This is a genomic window from Bacillus sp. 01N42_2 (assembly GCF_056399565.1).
The window spans coordinates 528,669-545,887 of the sequence record NZ_JBFTRO010000001.1 but is presented as its reverse complement, the minus strand read 5'-3'; the positions used below and the strand labels follow the sequence as shown (position 1 = coordinate 545,887).

Below are 17,219 nucleotides of genomic sequence, written 5' to 3'. Positions count from 1 at the left end.
CCCCAAACCGTAAAAAGAAACAACCTCATCATGTTTTCTTGAACGGTGTTCATGTATAATAAACAATAGTGACTTCCGATGAAAATGTAAGGCGGGATAGAATGAGTCGATATAAGAAACAGCAAAATCCCTATTATCAGGGGGATTTGATTTTTATATTTGGTGTGTTTTTAATAATTAGTGTTGCGGCGATTTATGCGGCCGGACAGTTCGGGCAGTATGGAAGTGATGCCTGGATGAGACAGATCGTCTTTTATGTCATCGGAGCCGGTCTCATGGTCGGTATTATGTATTTTGATTTAGAGCAGCTTGAAAAACTGAGTCTGTACGTATTAATTGCCGGCGTGCTGTCACTGCTTCTTTTGCGTGTCGCACCGGAATCCATCGCCCCGATTAAGAACGGGGCAAAAAGCTGGTTTAAAATCGGAAGCTTTACCCTCCAGCCATCTGAGTTTACGAAAATAGGAATTATGATGATGGTCGCGTCCATTATATCGAAGGCAAGCCCGAAAGATCAAAGATCACTTCGGGAAGATGTGAATCTGCTTTTGAAAATTGCGGCATGGACAGTGATTCCGATCGGACTGATCGTTTTGCAGGATGCCGGAACGGGAGCGATCTGTCTGTTTATCGTTATGGTGATGGTGTTTATGTCGGGTGTGAACTGGAAGCTGATCACCATTATCGGCGGATCAGCCGCCCTTGTTGTCGCCCTTTTCTTAGCGCTCGTAATTGAATTTCCCCATGTGGCGAATTCAATCGGCATTGCGGACTATCAAATTAACCGGATTACATCGTGGATGTCTGATTCAAGCGCGGCTACGACACAGGCAGAGAGTGACAAAAGCTGGCAGGTGGATCAGGCCGTTATGGCGATCGGATCGGGCGGTATTACCGGAAACGGCGTTCATAATCTGAAAGTGTACGTGCCTGAAGGACAGACCGACTTTATCTTTGCGATTTTGGGTGAAAGTTTTGGGTTTTTAGGCTGTGCCATTGCGGTTGTCATGTTTTTCTTTTTAATTTACAGGCTTGTGGTGCTGATTGACCGTCTGCATGCCTTTAACCGATTTGGCGCGTTCTTTTGCGTAGGATTTACTGCACTTATCGTGATTCACACCTTCCAGAACATCGGGATGAATATCGGCATTATGCCGGTTACCGGAATTCCGCTGCTGTTTGTCAGCTATGGAGGGAGCTCGGTGCTATCTACATTGATCAGCTTCGGGATTGTATATAACGCAAGTGTGCAGCTGACGAAATATAAAAGTTATTTGTTCAATTCATAATGTCAGACGGCTCGTTTTTCGGGCTGTCTTTTTTTGTTCAGAGCATTTTGCTTTTGACATGATTCTCTTTGGGATATGATATATAGAGAAGGAGGCTTTTATATGAACAATACCATCGAAACTATACTTAATCATCGGTCGATCCGATCATTTACTGACGAGCTGCTGACAGCAGAAGAGATAGATACATTAGTGAAAAGCGCCCAGGCGGCGTCAACATCCAGTTACGTACAGGCTTACTCCATCATCGGCGTAACCGATCCGGAGAAAAAGCAAAAGCTGGCGGCGCTGGCCGGAAATCAGCCTTACGTCGAGAATAACGGGCACTTGTTTGTTTTTTGCGCTGATTTGTACCGTCATAAAAAACTTGCTGAAGAAAAAGGCGAAAACATTACTGAGCTTCTTGAGAATACGGAAATGTTTATGGTCAGCGTCATTGATGCCGCACTTGCTGCACAAAACGTAAGTGTTGCCGCAGAATCAATGGGCCTTGGCATTTGTTACATCGGAGGCATTCGGAATGAACTTGATCAGGTGACGGAAGTGCTCGGTACACCTGACCATGTGCTGCCGCTGTTCGGTCTGGTAGTCGGCCACCCGGCTCATCCGTCAGGTCAAAAGCCGCGTTTGCCGAAACAAGCCGTATATCATGAAAACACGTACGATACGAATGAAGAAAACTTCCGCAGTTATATGAAGGAATATGATGAAACCATCTCCGACTATTATGATAAACGGACAAACGGCAAGCGGGTTGAAACATGGTCTGATCAAATTCTGCAGTTCATGAAACAAAAACCGAGAACGTATTTAAATCAATATGTAAAAGATAAAGGCTTTCAAAAAAATTAAGAAAAAACCTCTCCTGTCAGGAGAGGTTTTTTTCATGTTTCACGTGTAACATATTTCGACAAAATGGAACAAGGTATATAAATGTTTAGCATCAGAGATGCTTATAAGCATACAGAAAGAAAAAACGGCCCAGCAGTGGTACGATGTTGAGGAGGTGACAGTGATGATTTCATTAAGTATATTAGACCAATCTCCTGTATCAGAAGGGAGTACTGCAGAGAGTGCGCTGCGGGATACAGTGAGGCTCGCGCAGGAGGCGGAGAAACTCGGATATAAGAGGTTTTGGGTGTCAGAGCATCATTTTTCAGAGCGGTTGGCGGGTTCAAGCCCTGAAGTGCTGATCAGCCATATTGCGGCGAAAACGAACAGAATCCGTGTAGGCTCGGGCGGTGTCATGCTTCCGCATTACAGCGCATATAAGGTGGCGGAGAATTTCCGCGTGCTTGAAGGTTTGACGCCGGACAGAATCGATCTCGGATTGGGACGGGCGCCGGGCGGAATGCCGATCGCGTCATGGGCGCTGAATGACGGCGGGAAGCGGAATGCTGATCAATACCCGCAGCAGATTCGTGAGCTGGCGATGTATTTGCATGATGCTGCCGACGAAAATCACCGTTTTCCGAATCTGACCGCATCACCACTCATTAAGACGGCGCCGGAAGTCTGGCTTCTCGGTTCTTCGGGGGAAAGCGCGCTTCTGAGCGCAGAAACGGGAGCGGGCTATATGTTTGCCCATTTTATTAATGGAGAAGGCGGAGAAAGTACGACGGCACAATATAAGCGCCGATTTAAACCTTCTGTATTAGGAAAAGAACCAAAAACGGCCGTGGCGGTATTTGTACTGTGCGCGGACACTGAAGAGAAAGCGGAGGAACTCGCGGCCGTCATGGATTATACGCTTCTTGCGGGTGAACAGGGGATTCCGCTTCACGGCGTACCGTCTTACGAAACCGTCCGCGGCAATACGTATACACCGTATGAACAAAGACGAATTGCCGATAATCGGAATCGAATGATCATCGGAACAAAGCAGCAAGTGAAAGAACAGATTCTGGCTCTCAGTAAAGCATACGGAACGGAAGAAGTGATGGCTGTGACCATTACTCATCATTTTGAAGATAAACTTCAGTCGTACCGGCTGCTTCGCGAAGCCTTCGCCGAATGATCAGAAAGAAACCCTGCTGATGCTTCAGCAGGGTTGTTTGGTTATTCAATGATAAAAGGTTTTTCAGTCAGCACCTGGCTTGATTTCCCTTTGTTCGCGGCATAGGCCAGCATGTAATATTCTCCTGCCGGCAGTGCGGTGTCACCATTGACTCTGCCGTTCCAGTCGAAATATTGATAGCCTTTATCCTGCTTTTTGTAAATGCCGGCTTGGCCGACAAAGTCAAGATTGCTGTCATATACAAGGAAGGCAAGCTCTTCGGCTCCCGCCGGAAGATAGGTTTCAATTTGGTAGGTTCCCTGTGTTGTGCCGTCCTGCACGTCGATTGACGTTACCCGCGGATAGTCCGGCTCTTTTACAATCAGCAGCGTCGGCACTTTTGCGACTGTTTTTCCGCCTTCGCGCACTGTGACTGTTCCCTCATAGGTCCCTGCCTTTACTTTTTTGGCATTGACCTTTACCTTCGCATTGAACTTTCCGGTTTGATGAGCGGGGATCACGGCCCGGTCTGTGCCCGAAACGGTAATGCCCGTGCCGTTGAAAGAGTACTCGAGCTGATATGATTTTCTGATGGACGATTGGTTTTCAATCGTAAAGGTTTCTTTTTTCGTTTCGTTGCCTTTGTCTTTCATAAACGTTCCGTAAGAATAACTTCCCGGGGTGACAAGGGAGTCTGCTTTAATTGCCTTCATGATTCTGATGCTTCCGGCACCTTGCGCATTATGCGGGTATACATCACCGTCCGCGTCCGTTAAGGTTTCTGCCGTATTCATGAGAGCGGCTTTTATTTGTTCCGGACTCCATTTCGGTTTGGCCTGTTTGATGACGGCAGCTGCGCCGGCTACGTGCGGGGAGGCCATGCTCGTTCCCTGCTTCGATCCGTAGCCGTACGGGTTGGCAGGATCATGCGTCGGAATGGTGCTGACGATGTTTACGCCGGGAGCTGAGACATCCGGTTTAATCATCCATGTGTCCATAACAGGACCGCGAGACGAGAAGTCTGCCATTTGTTCAGTGAGCGATTTAGCCACTGATAAATTGAATGTCGCTTTTGTGCTGCCCGCTTTTAATTGGCTGACGAGCTTTTCGCCGTCTTCTGATGAAAGCTTAATCGTCGGCACGGACATGCCCGGTACGTTGGCTTCAATTTCTCCCGGGGCATTGTTATACACAACCATACCGATCGCGCCCGCTTTTTTGGCGTTGTCGGCTTTATCCACAAAGGCGATGCTGCCCCGTTTGACGACTGCGACTTTTCCTTTCAGATCTTTGCCTTCAAAATCCTTTTGCTCGCCGATACCCGCTTCTATGAGCTCTGTTTCTTTTTTATTCAGTGCTTTTATGTCATCTTCTTTGTTATAGCCCATCACTTTCGCTGAGGAATAAGAACCGAAGGAGACGGCGTATTCATTCAGCGGCAGCTGTGTCGCTCCGACGGAGATGGCTTCTCTGGACGTTCCCGGAGAGCCGACGGTCCAATTGTTCGGCCCGCTGTTTCCGTTTGATGTAACGGCCGTGACGCCTTCTGACATCGCCCAGTCAAGCGCCGTGCTTGTCGCCCAGTCCGGGTTATTCACAGAATTGCCGAGCGAGAGGTTCATGACATTTGCTCCGTCCTGTACGGCGCGTTCGATGCCGGCGATGACGTTCTCAGTTGTTCCGCTTCCGCCGGGACCGAGCACACGGTAGGCAAGGAGCGTTGCATCGGGCGCGACGCCTTTAATCGTTCCGTTTGCGGCTACTGTGCCAGCGACGTGAGTTCCGTGGTCAGTCGCCGCGCCTCTTGGATCACCGGACGGCGTTTCTTCAGGATCGTAATCGTTATCCACAAAATCATATCCTTTATATTGTCCGAAATTTTTCTTTAAGTCAGGGTGTTTATATTCGACGCCCGTATCAATAATGGCAACTTTGACGCCTTTCCCCGTATAGCCGAGCTTCCACGCGTCATTTGCCCCGATATAAGGCGCGCTGTCATCCATCTGCGGAGACACGGCATCTTTAGCAAGGGTGATGTCTTTATCTTTCAGCTGATCGGTATGATAGGTGACATTCGGATAAACCGCTTTGACATCCTGATCACTCAGCAGTTTCGGGATTTCATTGGCCGGGAGTTTCATGGAGAAACCGGAAAACACCTGCTCATATTCCCTGTTGATCTTTCCGTGTTTAATGGTTTTGAGCGCTTTGTTTTTTACTTTTGCGCGTTCGCTTTTCAGCTTGCCTTTTGATTGTGTTTTACCGAGTTCCTTTGCTTCCGCCAGTGACTTTTCCTTCAGCTCTACGATGACCGTCGTTTGTTTGCCGGTGGTCATATCAATGTCACCGAACACCTCTGCCTTCTCAAGATCAGGAGCTTGAGATTTTGAAGCCGGCGCCGCCTGTGAACTTGTGGATAAGGTAAAGGATAAGACAAAAGCCGGAAGAAGATAACGGATGATTCCTTTTTTCAATCGTGTTTCCCCCTTTTTCTTTATCTAAATTAGAAATCTAGTATATATTTCTCGAAAATTCAAAATATTCCTTGTGACATAGGACTCATTTCTGGAAATTGTCCTGTGAATAAGGAGGGAGTTATACACAGAATCCTGTGCATAACTGAATAAATTTGTGTATATATATTGTTGGGAACGAATGTTCCTATACAAAATATAGATCATGTTTGTGGATATGTGGATATCACTTGTGTTTAAGCTGTGCTTAACCAAGGGATAAAGTGTGTATAACTTTTTTAATCGCTTCTCCATTTTTCAGGTCATTTCCATCAGCTTTCAACAAAACTTCTGAAAACTAGTTTGTTTTTTCACTCATATTGTGACAAACAATTCGCCCGGCCGCGTCTATCATAGAGTCATAGGGTTGCTAGACCCGCTAGTTTTTAGCGGAGAAGGATCGGCCGCCTTTTCCGTTAAAGCGGAGAGAAAACAGGCCTGCGAACAAGCTGTCTGTCAAAAAGAAGCGGAGGGATGATTTGCAATGAAACGTTTGCTGGTATCTTTACGGGTGTGGATGGTCTTTCTGATGAACTGGATGGCGCCGGGTAACGGAAGATATCAATTAGCCGCTGTGTATGGAAACCAAGCTGTCTATCATAAGAAAGCGAAACGGACGGCTGGGGCATTTTCGTTTGTGAGCCGAGTCCGATCGGCGGACTTGACCGATGAGACGAAATCGGCCTGCGGCAGGCTGGATAAAAACCGGTGGGTGCCGGTCCTCAAAGAATTGCCGAAACGGGAGCGCGCAGGTCCGGTGCCTTTACATCATATGAAAAAGAGGGTACAATCCCACTAAACATATGAACGGGAGCGAACCTCTTGAGAATAGACAAAGTATTAAATAACAATGCGGCGTTAATAAAAGAAGACGGACGGGAAAAGATCGTAATGGGTCCCGGAATCGCTTTTCAAAAGAGAAAAAATGATGTGATTCAAAGACATAAAATTGAAAAAATATTTGTCGTGCACGACGAAAATGAAAAGTTCAAACAAGTGTTAGAAACGCTTCCCGAAGAGCATATAGAAGCGGCTGAGGATATCATCAGCCATGCGGAGGGAGAGCTTGCGGCGCCTTTGAGCGATCATATCCACATTGCGCTGGCGGACCATTTATCCTTTGCGATCGAAAGGATTCAAAACGGCTTTCAGGTGCATAACCGATTGCTTCATGAAATTAAGGCGCTCTATAAAAAAGAATATGAAATCGGCCGTTGGGCGGTCGAACACGTGAAACGAACCCTCGGTATATCATTGCCTGACGATGAGGCGGGGTATATCGCGCTTCATATCCACACTGCTAAGGCGGATGCCAAAAGCATGTATTCGGCGATGAAGCATACAACCATGATCAAAGAAATGATCGAAAAGATCGAATCCTTTTTTGAACAGAAGGTTGATGAAGACAGTATTTCTTATCAGCGCCTCGTCACGCACTTGCGGTATGCGGTCAGCCGGTTGGATTCAAATGAAGCTCTTCACTCCATGGACGAGGAGATGCTTTATTTCATCCAAAAAAAGTATCCGTTTGCTTATCGGTGTGCGCTTGAACTGGCGGCGTTTTTAAAAAATGAATATGATTTGGAACTGCCGGAATCCGAGGCCGGCTATATTACGCTGCATGTCCAGCGTCTTCAAAAAAACCCGGAATAACGTGTCTGTTTGGAGAAACAGACTTTTTTTTGAAAATATATTGACGAAAGCGCTGTCATGAAATAAAATGATAGCGCATTATAAAACTGAATCCGGCGGGATTGTGACTGGTTATGCAGGCAAGACCTAAAATTTGCGTACATGAAAAAGGGATCATGCTTACCTTTTTCGTTGGCGAATTTTAGGTCTTATTTGATTTTGGAAAGGGGGAAACGTATTGGATTATCAAAAAACGGCAAAACAGCTTATCAACCATATCGGAGGGGAATCAAACGTCATCAGCGCGACACATTGCGCGACGCGGCTCAGGCTTGTCATTCAGGATGAACAGAAGATCAGCCAGGCCGGCATTGAAGAAATAGAGGGCGTAAAAGGAGCTTTCAGCAGCTCGGGACAATATCAGATTATATTCGGCACCGGCCTCGTGAATAAAGTGTATGACGCTTTTTCAAAAGAAGCCGATTTGGGGCGGGAAGATCGTGAGACCCATCAGGACGCAGCGAAAAAAAAGCTGAACCCGGCCGCCAGATTGGCGAAAACACTGTCTAACATATTCGTCCCCATCATTCCGGCTATCGTGGCAAGCGGTCTTTTAATGGGACTGCTCGGCATGATGAAGGCCTTTCATTGGGTGTCTGAACAATCTCCGCTGTTTAAGCTTCTCAACATGTTTTCAAGCGCGGCTTTTCTCTTTCTGCCCATATTCATCGGGTTGAGCGCGGCAAAGGAATTTGGCGGAAATCCCTATCTCGGGGCGGTGCTCGGCGGAATTATGATTCATCCGGCGCTTTTGAATCCGTGGGGGCTTGCGGATTCAGCGCCTGATTTTATGGAACTCTTCGGCTTCCACATTGCGCTTCTTGGCTACCAAGGAACGGTCATCCCCGTACTGTTAGCCGTTTATATTATGAGCAAGGTGGAAAAAGGCACGAGGAAAATTGTGCCTCACGCTTTAGATTTATTGGTCACGCCGTTTGTCACGGTGATGGTGACCGGATTTATCACCTTTATCGCAATCGGTCCGCTTGGCAGGGCGATTGGATCAGGCATTACCGTCTCGCTGATGTATGTGTATGATCATGCGGGCATTGTTGCAGGACTTCTTTTCGGAGGGGCTTACCCGCTTATTGTGCTTACCGGTGTGCATCACAGCTTTCATGCGATTGAGGCCGGCCTCATCGCTGATTTGGGCAGAAACTATATCCTTCCGATCTGGTCGATGGCGAATGTCGCCCAGGGCGCGGCGGGACTGGCTGTATTTTTCCTGACGAAAAAAGTGAAAATGAAAGAAATCGCTCTGCCTGCCGCATTTTCCGCTTTTCTCGGCGTAACCGAGCCCGTCATTTTCGGAGTGAACCTAAGATACCGCAAGCCGTTTATCGCGGGAATGATCGGCGGAGCGCTGGGAGGCGCCTATGTCGTGGTGACCGGTGTCGCTGCCAATGCCTACGGTCTGAGCGGAATTCCGATGATTGCCATCACGGCTCCGCTCGGTTTAGGAAATCTCATAAACTATCTGATCGGAATGGGCATCGCCTCTGTGACGGCGTTTATTGCCGCTTACATTATGGGAGCTAAAGAAAAGGAGGCCGCCAAATGAGTACACTGGATCAAGAGCTGCGCATGCAGGCTGAGGAAGCAAAGAAGAAGCGCCGAGAAACCGCTGCATCAGATCCATACCGCCAGAACTATCATATTATGCCGCCGGTCGGGCTTTTAAACGATCCGAACGGCGTGATCCAATGGCACGGCGAGTATCACTTGTTTTTTCAATGGCAGCCATTTCATACGGGGCATGGCGCGAAATTTTGGGCGCATGTGACGACGAAGGATTTTGTTGAGTGGAAAGAGGAAGAAATCGCGCTTGCGCCGGGCGAATGGTATGACAAGAACGGCTGTTATTCCGGAAGCGCCATTGAAAAAGACGGCCGGCTCTGCCTGTTGTACACAGGCAATGTCCGTGACGGAGAAGGCAATCGTGAAACATATCAATGCCTCGCCGTATCTGAAGACGGAAAAGTGTTTGAAAAAAAAGGAGTCGTTGCGCGTCTCCCGGAAGGCTATACCGCTCATTTCCGTGATCCGAAGGTTTGGAAGAAGGACGGGACGTATTACATGGTGCTCGGCGCGCAGACAGAAAATCTCATCGGAAGCGCTGTGCTGTTCACATCAGAGAACTTGACGGATTGGACGTTTCTCGGTGCGATTGCGGGGGCGGATTCCGGCGGTCTCGGGTCATTCGGCTATATGTGGGAATGCCCGGACTTGTTTTCGTTGGACGGAACCGACGTGCTGCTTGTATGTCCGCAGGGGCTTGACGCTGACGGGATAAAATATCATAACAGCCATCAGGCGGGCTATTTCCTCGGCAGACTGGATACAGAGCCGCTTGAGTTTAAGCACGGTGAATTCACGGAGCTTGACAGGGGATTTGATTTTTACGCGGCGCAGACGCTGGAAGACGATAAGGGACGGAGGATTCTGTTCGCGTGGATGGGCGTCCCCGATCAGCAGGAGGACAAACATCCGACACATGCGTATCACTGGGTTCACTGCTTGACAATGCCGAGAGAGCTTTCACTGTCAAACGGCAGAATCATACAGCGTCCGCTTCAGGAAATGAAATTACGCCGCACGGATGAGCAAAAGCGCTGTCTTCAATTGAATCGCTCGTCAGAAACCCTCCTGGTGAAAGAGGCGTCCCGGGCTGAAGTGCTGCTGGAAGACATGACTCATGAATCGGGTTTTGAAATCTCTATTCGGGGCGCGGCCCGGTTTATATTTCATCAGGAAGAGGGGCTTGCCGTGCTGGAGCGCACTGCTTTCAGCGGAGAAGAAAAAGAAACGAGAAGCTGTGCCATCAGTGAAGTGCGTTCCGTCCAGCTCTTTTTGGATGCATCCTCCATCGAATTGTTTTTAAATGACGGAGAAGAGGTATTCAGCGCCAGATATTTTCCTTTCCCGGGAAATGATGAGGTAACGGTTACATCGAGAGGAAGAACGGAAATAACTGCCTCTATTTGGACACTTTTGTAGAAAATCGTTCTTTTTTCTTATGTGAAACCTATGCCATCTGTGCTAATCTTCAAACGAAAGACTACTATTTTCAGGAATAAAAGGAGTTGTTTTCTCAGTTTTGAAAAATCAGAAGATGACGCCGAAATGTTTACTTATCAAAGCCGCAGAGCAAGTGGAAGATAAGCGGGAAGAATATAAAGAAGTATTGCTTCAGCTGAAACGCATGCTCAAGAGAGCCGAGCCGCACAACGAATGGAGTGATCGGCTGAGCCATACATATGAACAGATGAAGGAATATGCGCTGTTTGTGCAATCGATTGAGATGTTTTTACGTTCATCCGCGAAAAAAATGAAATAATCCCCCTCGGTGATGAGGGGGATATTTATTTTATTTTCCGCTAAGACGCATCGCCGAATGTTTAGTCGGACCGATGTATTGGTTCAGCGGGAAGGACTCTTTGATGGCAGCGGTGATAAATTCTTTTGCCGCGTAGATGGCTTCCTTCACTTCAGCGCCTTTGGCCAATTCTGCCGTAACGGCGGCGGAGAATGTGCATCCGGCTCCGTGCGTGTAAGGTGTATCAATCATTTCGCTTTCTAATACTTCCGCGGTTTCCCCGTCATACAGCACGTCGACCGCTTTTTCATGTTTCAGCTTGCCTCCGCCTGTAATTAATACATATTTCGCGCCGAGTTCGTGAATTTTCTTGGCCGCTTCTTTCATGTCTTCCACCGTTTTTAATTCATCCATGCCGCTCAGCTGGCTTGCTTCGAACAGGTTTGGCGTGATGACGGTTGCCAGCGGGGCCAATTGGGTGCGCAGCGCTTCGGCGTGCTCCGGATACAGCACTTCGTTCGCTCCTTTGCAGACCATGACCGGATCGATAACGACATTTTTCAGCTGTTTTTCTTTAATCGTTTTCGCCGCAAGCTCAATGATCTCCACGGTAGGAAGCATGCCTGTTTTCATGGCGTCTACGCCGATTCCGTCAACGATCGTCGCAAGCTGTGCGCGGATCGTGCCGGCATCGATCGGAAATACTTGATGATCCCAGCTGTTTTCCGGGTCCATCGCTACGATAACGGTCAAAGCCGTCATTCCGTATACGTTTTTTTCTTGAAATGTTTTTAAATCGGCCTGAATTCCCGCGCCGCCGCTGGAATCAGAACCGGCAATAGTAAGTGCTTTGTGCATTGACATATCAATGGCCTCCATCAGTGTTTTATACCTCATTATAGTTAGATTTTCTCCCGATCACAATACGAAAGGCTTAGAGGAATGATTTGACAGCAGCAGGGGATGTGCGTACAATACCTACATAAGAATACTAGGTAAGGGTGAAAAAATAAATGTTCAACAGGGAGCTTGTAAAGGGAAGCACGGTCATCCTCGTGCTGACGCTGCTGAATGAACGGCCGATGTACGGGTATGAACTTGTGAAAGAAATGGAGAGAAGGAGCGGGAATGAACTGCAATTGAAGGAAGGTACGCTGTATCCTTCGCTTCATAAGCTTGAACGCCAAAGCTATATCTCTTCTTATTGGGAAAAGCAGACTAAAGGACCGGACCGAAAATATTACCGGATCACCGATGAAGGAAGAAATATTCTTGCCGAACGGACGAAGGAATGGAGTCTGTTTTCTGCTCTGATGGACCGTATGCTGAAGCGAGGCGGGCAGAATGGATAAAGACCTTTATGTCCAGGAAATCAAAAAAGGGCTTGAAGGCCAGACCGGGAGCCGTGAATTGTTAAAAGAACTTGAGAGCCATATTCATCATAGCTTTTGTGATCACCTGGAAAAAGGCAAAACCGAAAGCGAAGCGATGGAGCTTATTTTGCGGGAAGTAGGGACTCCGTCGGAAATTATCTCTGCTTTTCAAAAAGCTTCAGCGGTTCCCGCGCGGACTTTCATGCTTTTTCATCTGTTCTGCAACTGCGGTCTTTTTGTGATGGGGGCGGTGATTACAATGATGCACGCGTGGAGGCTTCATCCGGCTGTGGACGCGCTTTGGAAAGGGATTTCCGTGTCAGTATGGCTGATCATGATCGGTTATGTGCTGTATTGGTTCCAAATCGGCTACCAGGCTGGTAAAGAGTTCGGGCCCGGCGGCAAAAAGCTCACTGAACGGACGGTATGGGCATCAATGGTGCCGAATCTATGTTTTATGTTCATCTTTTTATTCAACCTCGTTCCGGCGGAGCTGTTTCCTTCGGCGGTCACACCGGGCTTTGCGGCAGTATGCGCCATTGTGACAGTCTGTTTTCCGTTTTGCGGAAAATTGGGTTTTTACGCAGGCAGGCAGAGACTTGCCTGATTTTTTTACTATATACATAGAATTTCTATATAGGGGTGATGAAATGAGACTGGGTTCGTGGATATACGGCGCGTGCGCCCAAATAGCCGTTACCGTATTTACCGTTTTCAGCTTGCTTCTCGTATTGCCTGTTATGAGTCTTTTTATTATGGTAATGAACACGCTGCAAGACGATTTTTTTGCTGTTTTCGGGATTTTGTTCCTTCTCTTATTTTATGCGCTGGGATGGCTTTGGGCTGTTTCATTTGCACGTGAGTGGAAAGTGAAACTTTTTGAGCTTCAGATCAGTTCTCTCATTCCGCTGGCCGGGGTATTATACTTGTACATTGACAGCGGGGTGAGTATACCGGAACTGATTCATGACTGGCAGGAGGAGGGATGCGCGCTTGTCCCGCCGGCTTTTGTCTGTTTGTGCACGTGCTATGCGATGGTGTTGGTGCCTGTTTATCAATCAAAACTTTGGAATGTCATGGAGGCGGGCAGACTTAATGCCAAGGCGGTTTGCGCTGTTTGGGGAGATCTTCTGATCATTCTGGTTTTGCTGGCGGGCATGACCATGATTTGTTTCTGAATGGGCTGAAATCAAAAATCCCCCCTGATCTCTCCGCCGCTTTATGTTTTAATAGAACATGAGAATAAGCAGAAGGAGCGGATCATGAATATATCAATTGTCATAGTCACGTATAATCGGATTCCGGCTTTATGTGAGCTGCTGGAGTCGATTTCCAATCAGACCGTAAAGCCTTATGAAGTCATCATCGTAAATGATGCCGGGGAATCAGTCGAGGAGGCGAAGAAGCTGTACAGCGATCTGCCGATTCAGATTATTGATTTAGAACAGAATGCCGGACATGTGGAAGCGCGGAACGCCGGTGTGAAAAAAGCGTCAGGTGATTGTATCATGCTGTGCGATGATGATGATTTCATTACGCCTGGCCATTTGGAAAGAATGGCGGCTGAGCTCGCTGATGCCGACTTGGTTCATTCTGATGCGGAAATTGTGTCATTTGAAGAACGGGACAACACGAGATTTCCGGTTTCACGAAAGCCATTCGCCTATACGGCCGATTATGAGGATATGCGGGTGTTTTCCACGTATGTCCCGTCAGGCAGCATGTACAGGCGTTCTCTGCATGACACGTTAGGATATTTTGATCCGGATGTCCATAATTACTGGGACTGGGATTTTTATTTGCGCGCTGCGAAACAGCACCGTGTGAAGCGTGTTCCTTGCGCGAGCGTCATATATGCGTTTTTTGAGGGAGGCGGCAATCAGTCTGCGGACCTCGGCGCAAAACGGAAGCAGTACTTAGACCGGCTAAGCGAAAAGCACGGGCTTGGGGAGCTCCCGACGAAAAATTTCGCGGTTCTTCTTGAAGAGCCGGACATGAAGAGGCGGGAGGCGCCGACGGACATTGTGTGGGACGGAAAGCCCGTCTATTCAAGACTGCACACTTCATAAGGGGGACGGACAGTTTGAAACAGCTTTTAAAGGACAGCTGGTGGAATCAGCTGAAAGATGAATTCGACAAACCGTATTATCAAGAGCTGAGAGAGATGCTGAAACAAGAATACCGCAGCCAAACGGTGTATCCTGACAGCCATGATATTTTTAATGCCTTGCATTATACGTCCTATGAGGATGTAAAAGCGGTCATTCTCGGGCAGGATCCGTATCACGGGCCCGGACAGGCGCACGGGCTTAGTTTTTCCGTTCAGCCCGGCGTCAGACAGCCGCCGTCTTTGAAAAATATTTTCATAGAGCTTCAGGATGATATCGGCTGCCCTGTACCGAATCACGGATCGCTTGTCAGCTGGGCGGAGCAGGGAGTGCTTTTGTTAAACACAGTGCTTACGGTTCGCCGCGGTCAGGCCAATTCCCACAAAGGCAAGGGGTGGGAGCGGCTCACTGACCGCATCATTGATGTGGTGAATGAAAGAGAAAAGCCGATCGTCTTTATCTTGTGGGGGCGTCACGCACAGATGAAAAAAGAGCGCATTGACACATCGAAACACATTATTATCGAATCGACTCATCCGAGCCCGTTTTCGGCAAGGAACGGTTTTTTCGGGAGCAGACCGTTTTCCCGGACAAACGCCGCCCTTGAAAAAATGGGTGAACAGCCGATCGACTGGTGCATTCCCGACTTGCCGCAATAAATGGTGTTTTGAGGCGCTTCCGCCCGGCGGAAGCGTCTTTTTTGACGTTCCGGGCGGTATGCTGTCAGAAAAAATAACAAACTCAATTCTGCGATTGGTTCAGAAATTTGATAAAATGCAGGAAGAAGACAAATTACTGCTGGAGGATTTACTCATGAACATACATATCTCTGCTTTGATTCAGAAGATGGAAGAAGAACTGAGGCAGGCCAAAACAGCATCCCGAGCCGAGGATGTCAAAATGCACGCGGCCGCCATCCGCTCTTTGTGTGACGTCGTGCTCGGCACCCAGACGGATACCGCTCAGGCGCCTGTGCAGAATCCGATCCCGAAAGCGGCGACGAAGCCGTCCTCGTCACCTTCGACAGACCCGCTTCTGCTTGAAAAAATGATGGGCAGCGCCGGGCTGAGCCAATATCAGAAAAAAGCGAAAGATGAACGTGAGGAAGACGGAAACGGAGATTCCATTTTCGATTTTTAACAGGAGAGGTTGATTGATTTGAAACTGATACTCGGGGGGTTGCAATGGACGGCATTCATGATTGCGGCTGCAATTGTGGTTCCTGTCGCCATCGCACAATCATTTCACTTGAACCATGCCGATTCTGCCGTATTGATTCAGAGCACATTTTTTGTGCTTGGCGTCGCTGCGGTCATCCAATGTCTTCAAGGCCATCGTCTGCCGATTAATGAAAGCCCGGCAGGCTTATGGTGGGGCGTATACACGATTTACGGCGGATTGACGGGCACGGTGTTTGCGACATTCGGCGAGACGCTGCGGGCGCTGCAGGGGGCGCTGTTATTAAGCGCTGTCTTTTTCTTTTTGTTCAGCCTTTTTAAAGTGATTGAACGGCTGGCTGTATTGTTTACACCGGTAGTGACGGGCGTGTATCTGCTGCTTTTGGTCATGCAGCTGAGTCAGCCGATTGTAAAAGGCCTTTTGGGCATCGGCTATTTAAAAAACAGCGTCGATGGTCTTGTCTTCGGGCTCGCCATGGTTGTGACGGCTGCGATGTTCATCATGTCCCGATCAAATGTTACTTTTTTAAGGCAGTATGCGATTCTTCTTTCGCTTGCCGGCGGCTGGCTCTTGTTTGCCGTCTTCGGCGCTGCCAGACCGATTCAAATACCGGACCGCATGATTCAGCTTCCGACTCTCTTTCCGTTTGGAAAACCTGCGTTCGACAGCGGGCTGATCATTACGTCACTCTTCATTACAGTGCTTTTGATTGTCAATATGCTCGCGAGCATCAGAGTTGTTGAAGCGGCTGTGAAAAAATTCGGCGGCACCGTGGGGAAGCGGCGTGAGCGTCCGGCCGGGTTTGCGGCCTCGATCAGCCACCTTTTAAGCGGGCTGTCGGGAGGCATTGCGCCTGTGCCGATCTCAGGGGCGGCCGGTTTTATTGAGACGACGAAGCTTCCTTCGAAAAAGCCGTTTCTTTTGGGCAGTGTATTTGTCATCATCATCAGTATGATCCCATTATTTATGAATGCGTTTGCGAGTCTGCCCTCACCGGTCGGCTTTGCGGTAAACTTCGTCGTTTTCTCAACAATGGCGGGTCTTGCCTTTACAGAGTTTGATTCTTATGAGAAAGCGGAGCAAAAACGAATCCGTTCCATCATCGGTCTGGCGCTTCTGACGGGAGTCGGGGTGATGTTTGTTCCGGAGAGCGCATTATCAGGGATGCACCCGATCCTGATTTCGCTCTTAAGCAACGGCCTTGTGCTGGGGACGCTGCTGGCGATCGCGATTGACCGAACCCAGCTTATCAAAAAGAAAAAATCCGACAATCTCGTGTCATCGGAGGACGGACGTTGAATTTTGCCGATGTTGGGTTATGATTGAAATGGAAACTTTAACGAAAAGGCGGGAGAAAATAGATGAAAGTGTTTATTATTCTGGGCGCGATTAACGCCTTATTGGCAGTGGCGCTGGGCGCTTTCGGCGCACACGGGCTTGAAGGGAAAATCCCCGATAAATATCTGCAGGTATGGCACACAGGCGTGCAATATCATATGTATCACGCGCTCGGCCTTCTGGCTGTCGCCTTTTTGGCCGAGAAGCTCTCCGGCGCAGGCAGCGTTTCGGTTGCAGGCTGGCTGATGTTTGCGGGCATCGTTCTGTTTTCAGGAAGCCTGTACGTATTGAGCGTGACTCAGATTTCCATTCTCGGAGCGATTACACCGCTCGGCGGCGTGGCGTTTATTATTTCATGGATTATGATTATCGTCGCAGCCGTCAAATATTTATAAAGAAAAAAAGCCAATCCTCT

Annotated in this window: 18 protein-coding genes; 16 read left to right on the top strand and 2 right to left on the bottom strand. The window is 48.4% G+C overall.

The features are described 5' to 3' along the window. Positions 1-101 precede the first annotated feature (101 nt). The 3 genes from AC1DN5_RS02865 (at position 102) to AC1DN5_RS02855 (ending at position 3,306) form a co-directional block, all read left to right on the top strand. On the top strand, positions 102-1,289 hold the full coding sequence (locus AC1DN5_RS02865) for an FtsW/RodA/SpoVE family cell cycle protein (protein ID WP_016937524.1): 1,188 nt from the start codon (positions 102-104) through the stop codon (positions 1,287-1,289). 102 nt (positions 1,290-1,391) lie between these two features. Continuing rightward, a complete protein-coding gene (nfsA, locus tag AC1DN5_RS02860; RefSeq protein ID WP_047475928.1) occupies positions 1,392-2,141 on the top strand; it encodes an oxygen-insensitive NADPH nitroreductase in 750 nt (249 codons plus the stop codon). Between the two features lie 163 nt (positions 2,142-2,304). Continuing rightward, positions 2,305-3,306: an LLM class flavin-dependent oxidoreductase gene (locus AC1DN5_RS02855; protein WP_049627614.1), complete on the top strand. Its 1,002-nt coding sequence runs from the start codon at positions 2,305-2,307 to the stop codon at positions 3,304-3,306. A 41-nt stretch (positions 3,307-3,347) separates the two neighbouring features. Here the strand turns inward: AC1DN5_RS02855 and AC1DN5_RS02850 are convergent, their stop codons facing one another. After that, positions 3,348-5,759: a S8 family peptidase gene (locus tag AC1DN5_RS02850; RefSeq protein WP_366969876.1), complete on the bottom strand. Its 2,412-nt coding sequence runs from the start codon at positions 5,757-5,759 to the stop codon at positions 3,348-3,350. Between the two features lie 523 nt (positions 5,760-6,282). On the opposite strand from AC1DN5_RS02850, the gene AC1DN5_RS02845 reads away from it, so the two are divergent. From AC1DN5_RS02845 to AC1DN5_RS02825, 5 genes are all read left to right on the top strand, one after another. Beyond that, positions 6,283-6,597 (top strand): hypothetical protein, encoded by a 315-nt coding sequence (locus tag AC1DN5_RS02845; RefSeq protein ID WP_045925764.1) that lies wholly within the window; start codon positions 6,283-6,285, stop codon positions 6,595-6,597. A 23-nt stretch (positions 6,598-6,620) separates the two neighbouring features. Beyond that, on the top strand, positions 6,621-7,451 hold the full coding sequence (locus tag AC1DN5_RS02840; protein ID WP_045925765.1) for a PRD domain-containing protein: 831 nt from the start codon (positions 6,621-6,623) through the stop codon (positions 7,449-7,451). Positions 7,452-7,668: 217 nt separating this feature from the next. After that, positions 7,669-9,051 carry a sucrose-specific PTS transporter subunit IIBC gene (locus AC1DN5_RS02835; RefSeq protein ID WP_095241163.1) on the top strand — a complete coding sequence of 461 codons (1,383 nt, stop codon included), beginning with the start codon at positions 7,669-7,671 and terminating at the stop codon, positions 9,049-9,051. Then, positions 9,048-10,487, top strand: a complete 1,440-nt coding sequence (locus AC1DN5_RS02830) for a sucrose-6-phosphate hydrolase (protein WP_366969875.1) — start codon at positions 9,048-9,050, stop codon at positions 10,485-10,487. Before AC1DN5_RS02835 ends, AC1DN5_RS02830 begins: the two co-directional genes overlap by 4 nt. 115 nt (positions 10,488-10,602) lie before the next feature. Further along, on the top strand, positions 10,603-10,827 hold the full coding sequence (locus AC1DN5_RS02825; protein ID WP_045925788.1) for a hypothetical protein: 225 nt from the start codon (positions 10,603-10,605) through the stop codon (positions 10,825-10,827). 30 nt (positions 10,828-10,857) lie between these two features. Here the strand turns inward: AC1DN5_RS02825 and AC1DN5_RS02820 are convergent, their stop codons facing one another. Further along, positions 10,858-11,670, bottom strand: a complete 813-nt coding sequence (locus AC1DN5_RS02820) for a bifunctional hydroxymethylpyrimidine kinase/phosphomethylpyrimidine kinase (RefSeq protein ID WP_045925768.1) — start codon at positions 11,668-11,670, stop codon at positions 10,858-10,860. 149 nt (positions 11,671-11,819) lie between these two features. Here AC1DN5_RS02820 and AC1DN5_RS02815 point away from each other — a divergent pair, with 149 nt between their 5' ends. The 8 genes from AC1DN5_RS02815 to AC1DN5_RS02780 all read left to right on the top strand — a co-directional run bounded on the left by AC1DN5_RS02815 (position 11,820) and on the right by AC1DN5_RS02780 (position 17,199). Further along, entirely contained in the window at positions 11,820-12,158 is a 339-nt protein-coding gene (locus AC1DN5_RS02815) for a PadR family transcriptional regulator (RefSeq protein WP_047475920.1), read from the top strand. Continuing rightward, positions 12,151-12,786 (top strand): permease prefix domain 1-containing protein, encoded by a 636-nt coding sequence (locus AC1DN5_RS02810; RefSeq protein WP_045925770.1) that lies wholly within the window; start codon positions 12,151-12,153, stop codon positions 12,784-12,786. The genes AC1DN5_RS02815 and AC1DN5_RS02810 overlap by 8 nt, the downstream gene beginning before the upstream one ends. Positions 12,787-12,829: 43 nt before the next feature. Next, entirely contained in the window at positions 12,830-13,357 is a 528-nt protein-coding gene (locus AC1DN5_RS02805) for a hypothetical protein (RefSeq protein WP_366969874.1), read from the top strand. Positions 13,358-13,441: 84 nt separating this feature from the next. Continuing rightward, positions 13,442-14,248 carry a glycosyltransferase family 2 protein gene (locus tag AC1DN5_RS02800; RefSeq protein WP_047475917.1) on the top strand — a complete coding sequence of 269 codons (807 nt, stop codon included), beginning with the start codon at positions 13,442-13,444 and terminating at the stop codon, positions 14,246-14,248. 14 nt (positions 14,249-14,262) lie between these two features. Beyond that, positions 14,263-14,946, top strand: coding sequence for a uracil-DNA glycosylase (locus AC1DN5_RS02795; protein WP_016937539.1), 684 nt, complete (start codon positions 14,263-14,265; stop codon positions 14,944-14,946). 58 nt (positions 14,947-15,004) lie between these two features. Next, on the top strand, positions 15,005-15,427 hold the full coding sequence (locus AC1DN5_RS02790; RefSeq protein WP_045925773.1) for a YwdI family protein: 423 nt from the start codon (positions 15,005-15,007) through the stop codon (positions 15,425-15,427). Positions 15,428-15,445: 18 nt separating this feature from the next. Then, positions 15,446-16,765, top strand: coding sequence for a purine/pyrimidine permease (locus AC1DN5_RS02785; RefSeq protein WP_016937541.1), 1,320 nt, complete (start codon positions 15,446-15,448; stop codon positions 16,763-16,765). Positions 16,766-16,827: 62 nt separating this feature from the next. After that, the gene (locus tag AC1DN5_RS02780) at positions 16,828-17,199 is read left to right on the top strand and encodes a DUF423 domain-containing protein (RefSeq protein WP_003150969.1); all 372 of its coding nucleotides are present in this window, start codon (positions 16,828-16,830) and stop codon (positions 17,197-17,199) included. Positions 17,200-17,219: the final 20 nt, after the last annotated feature.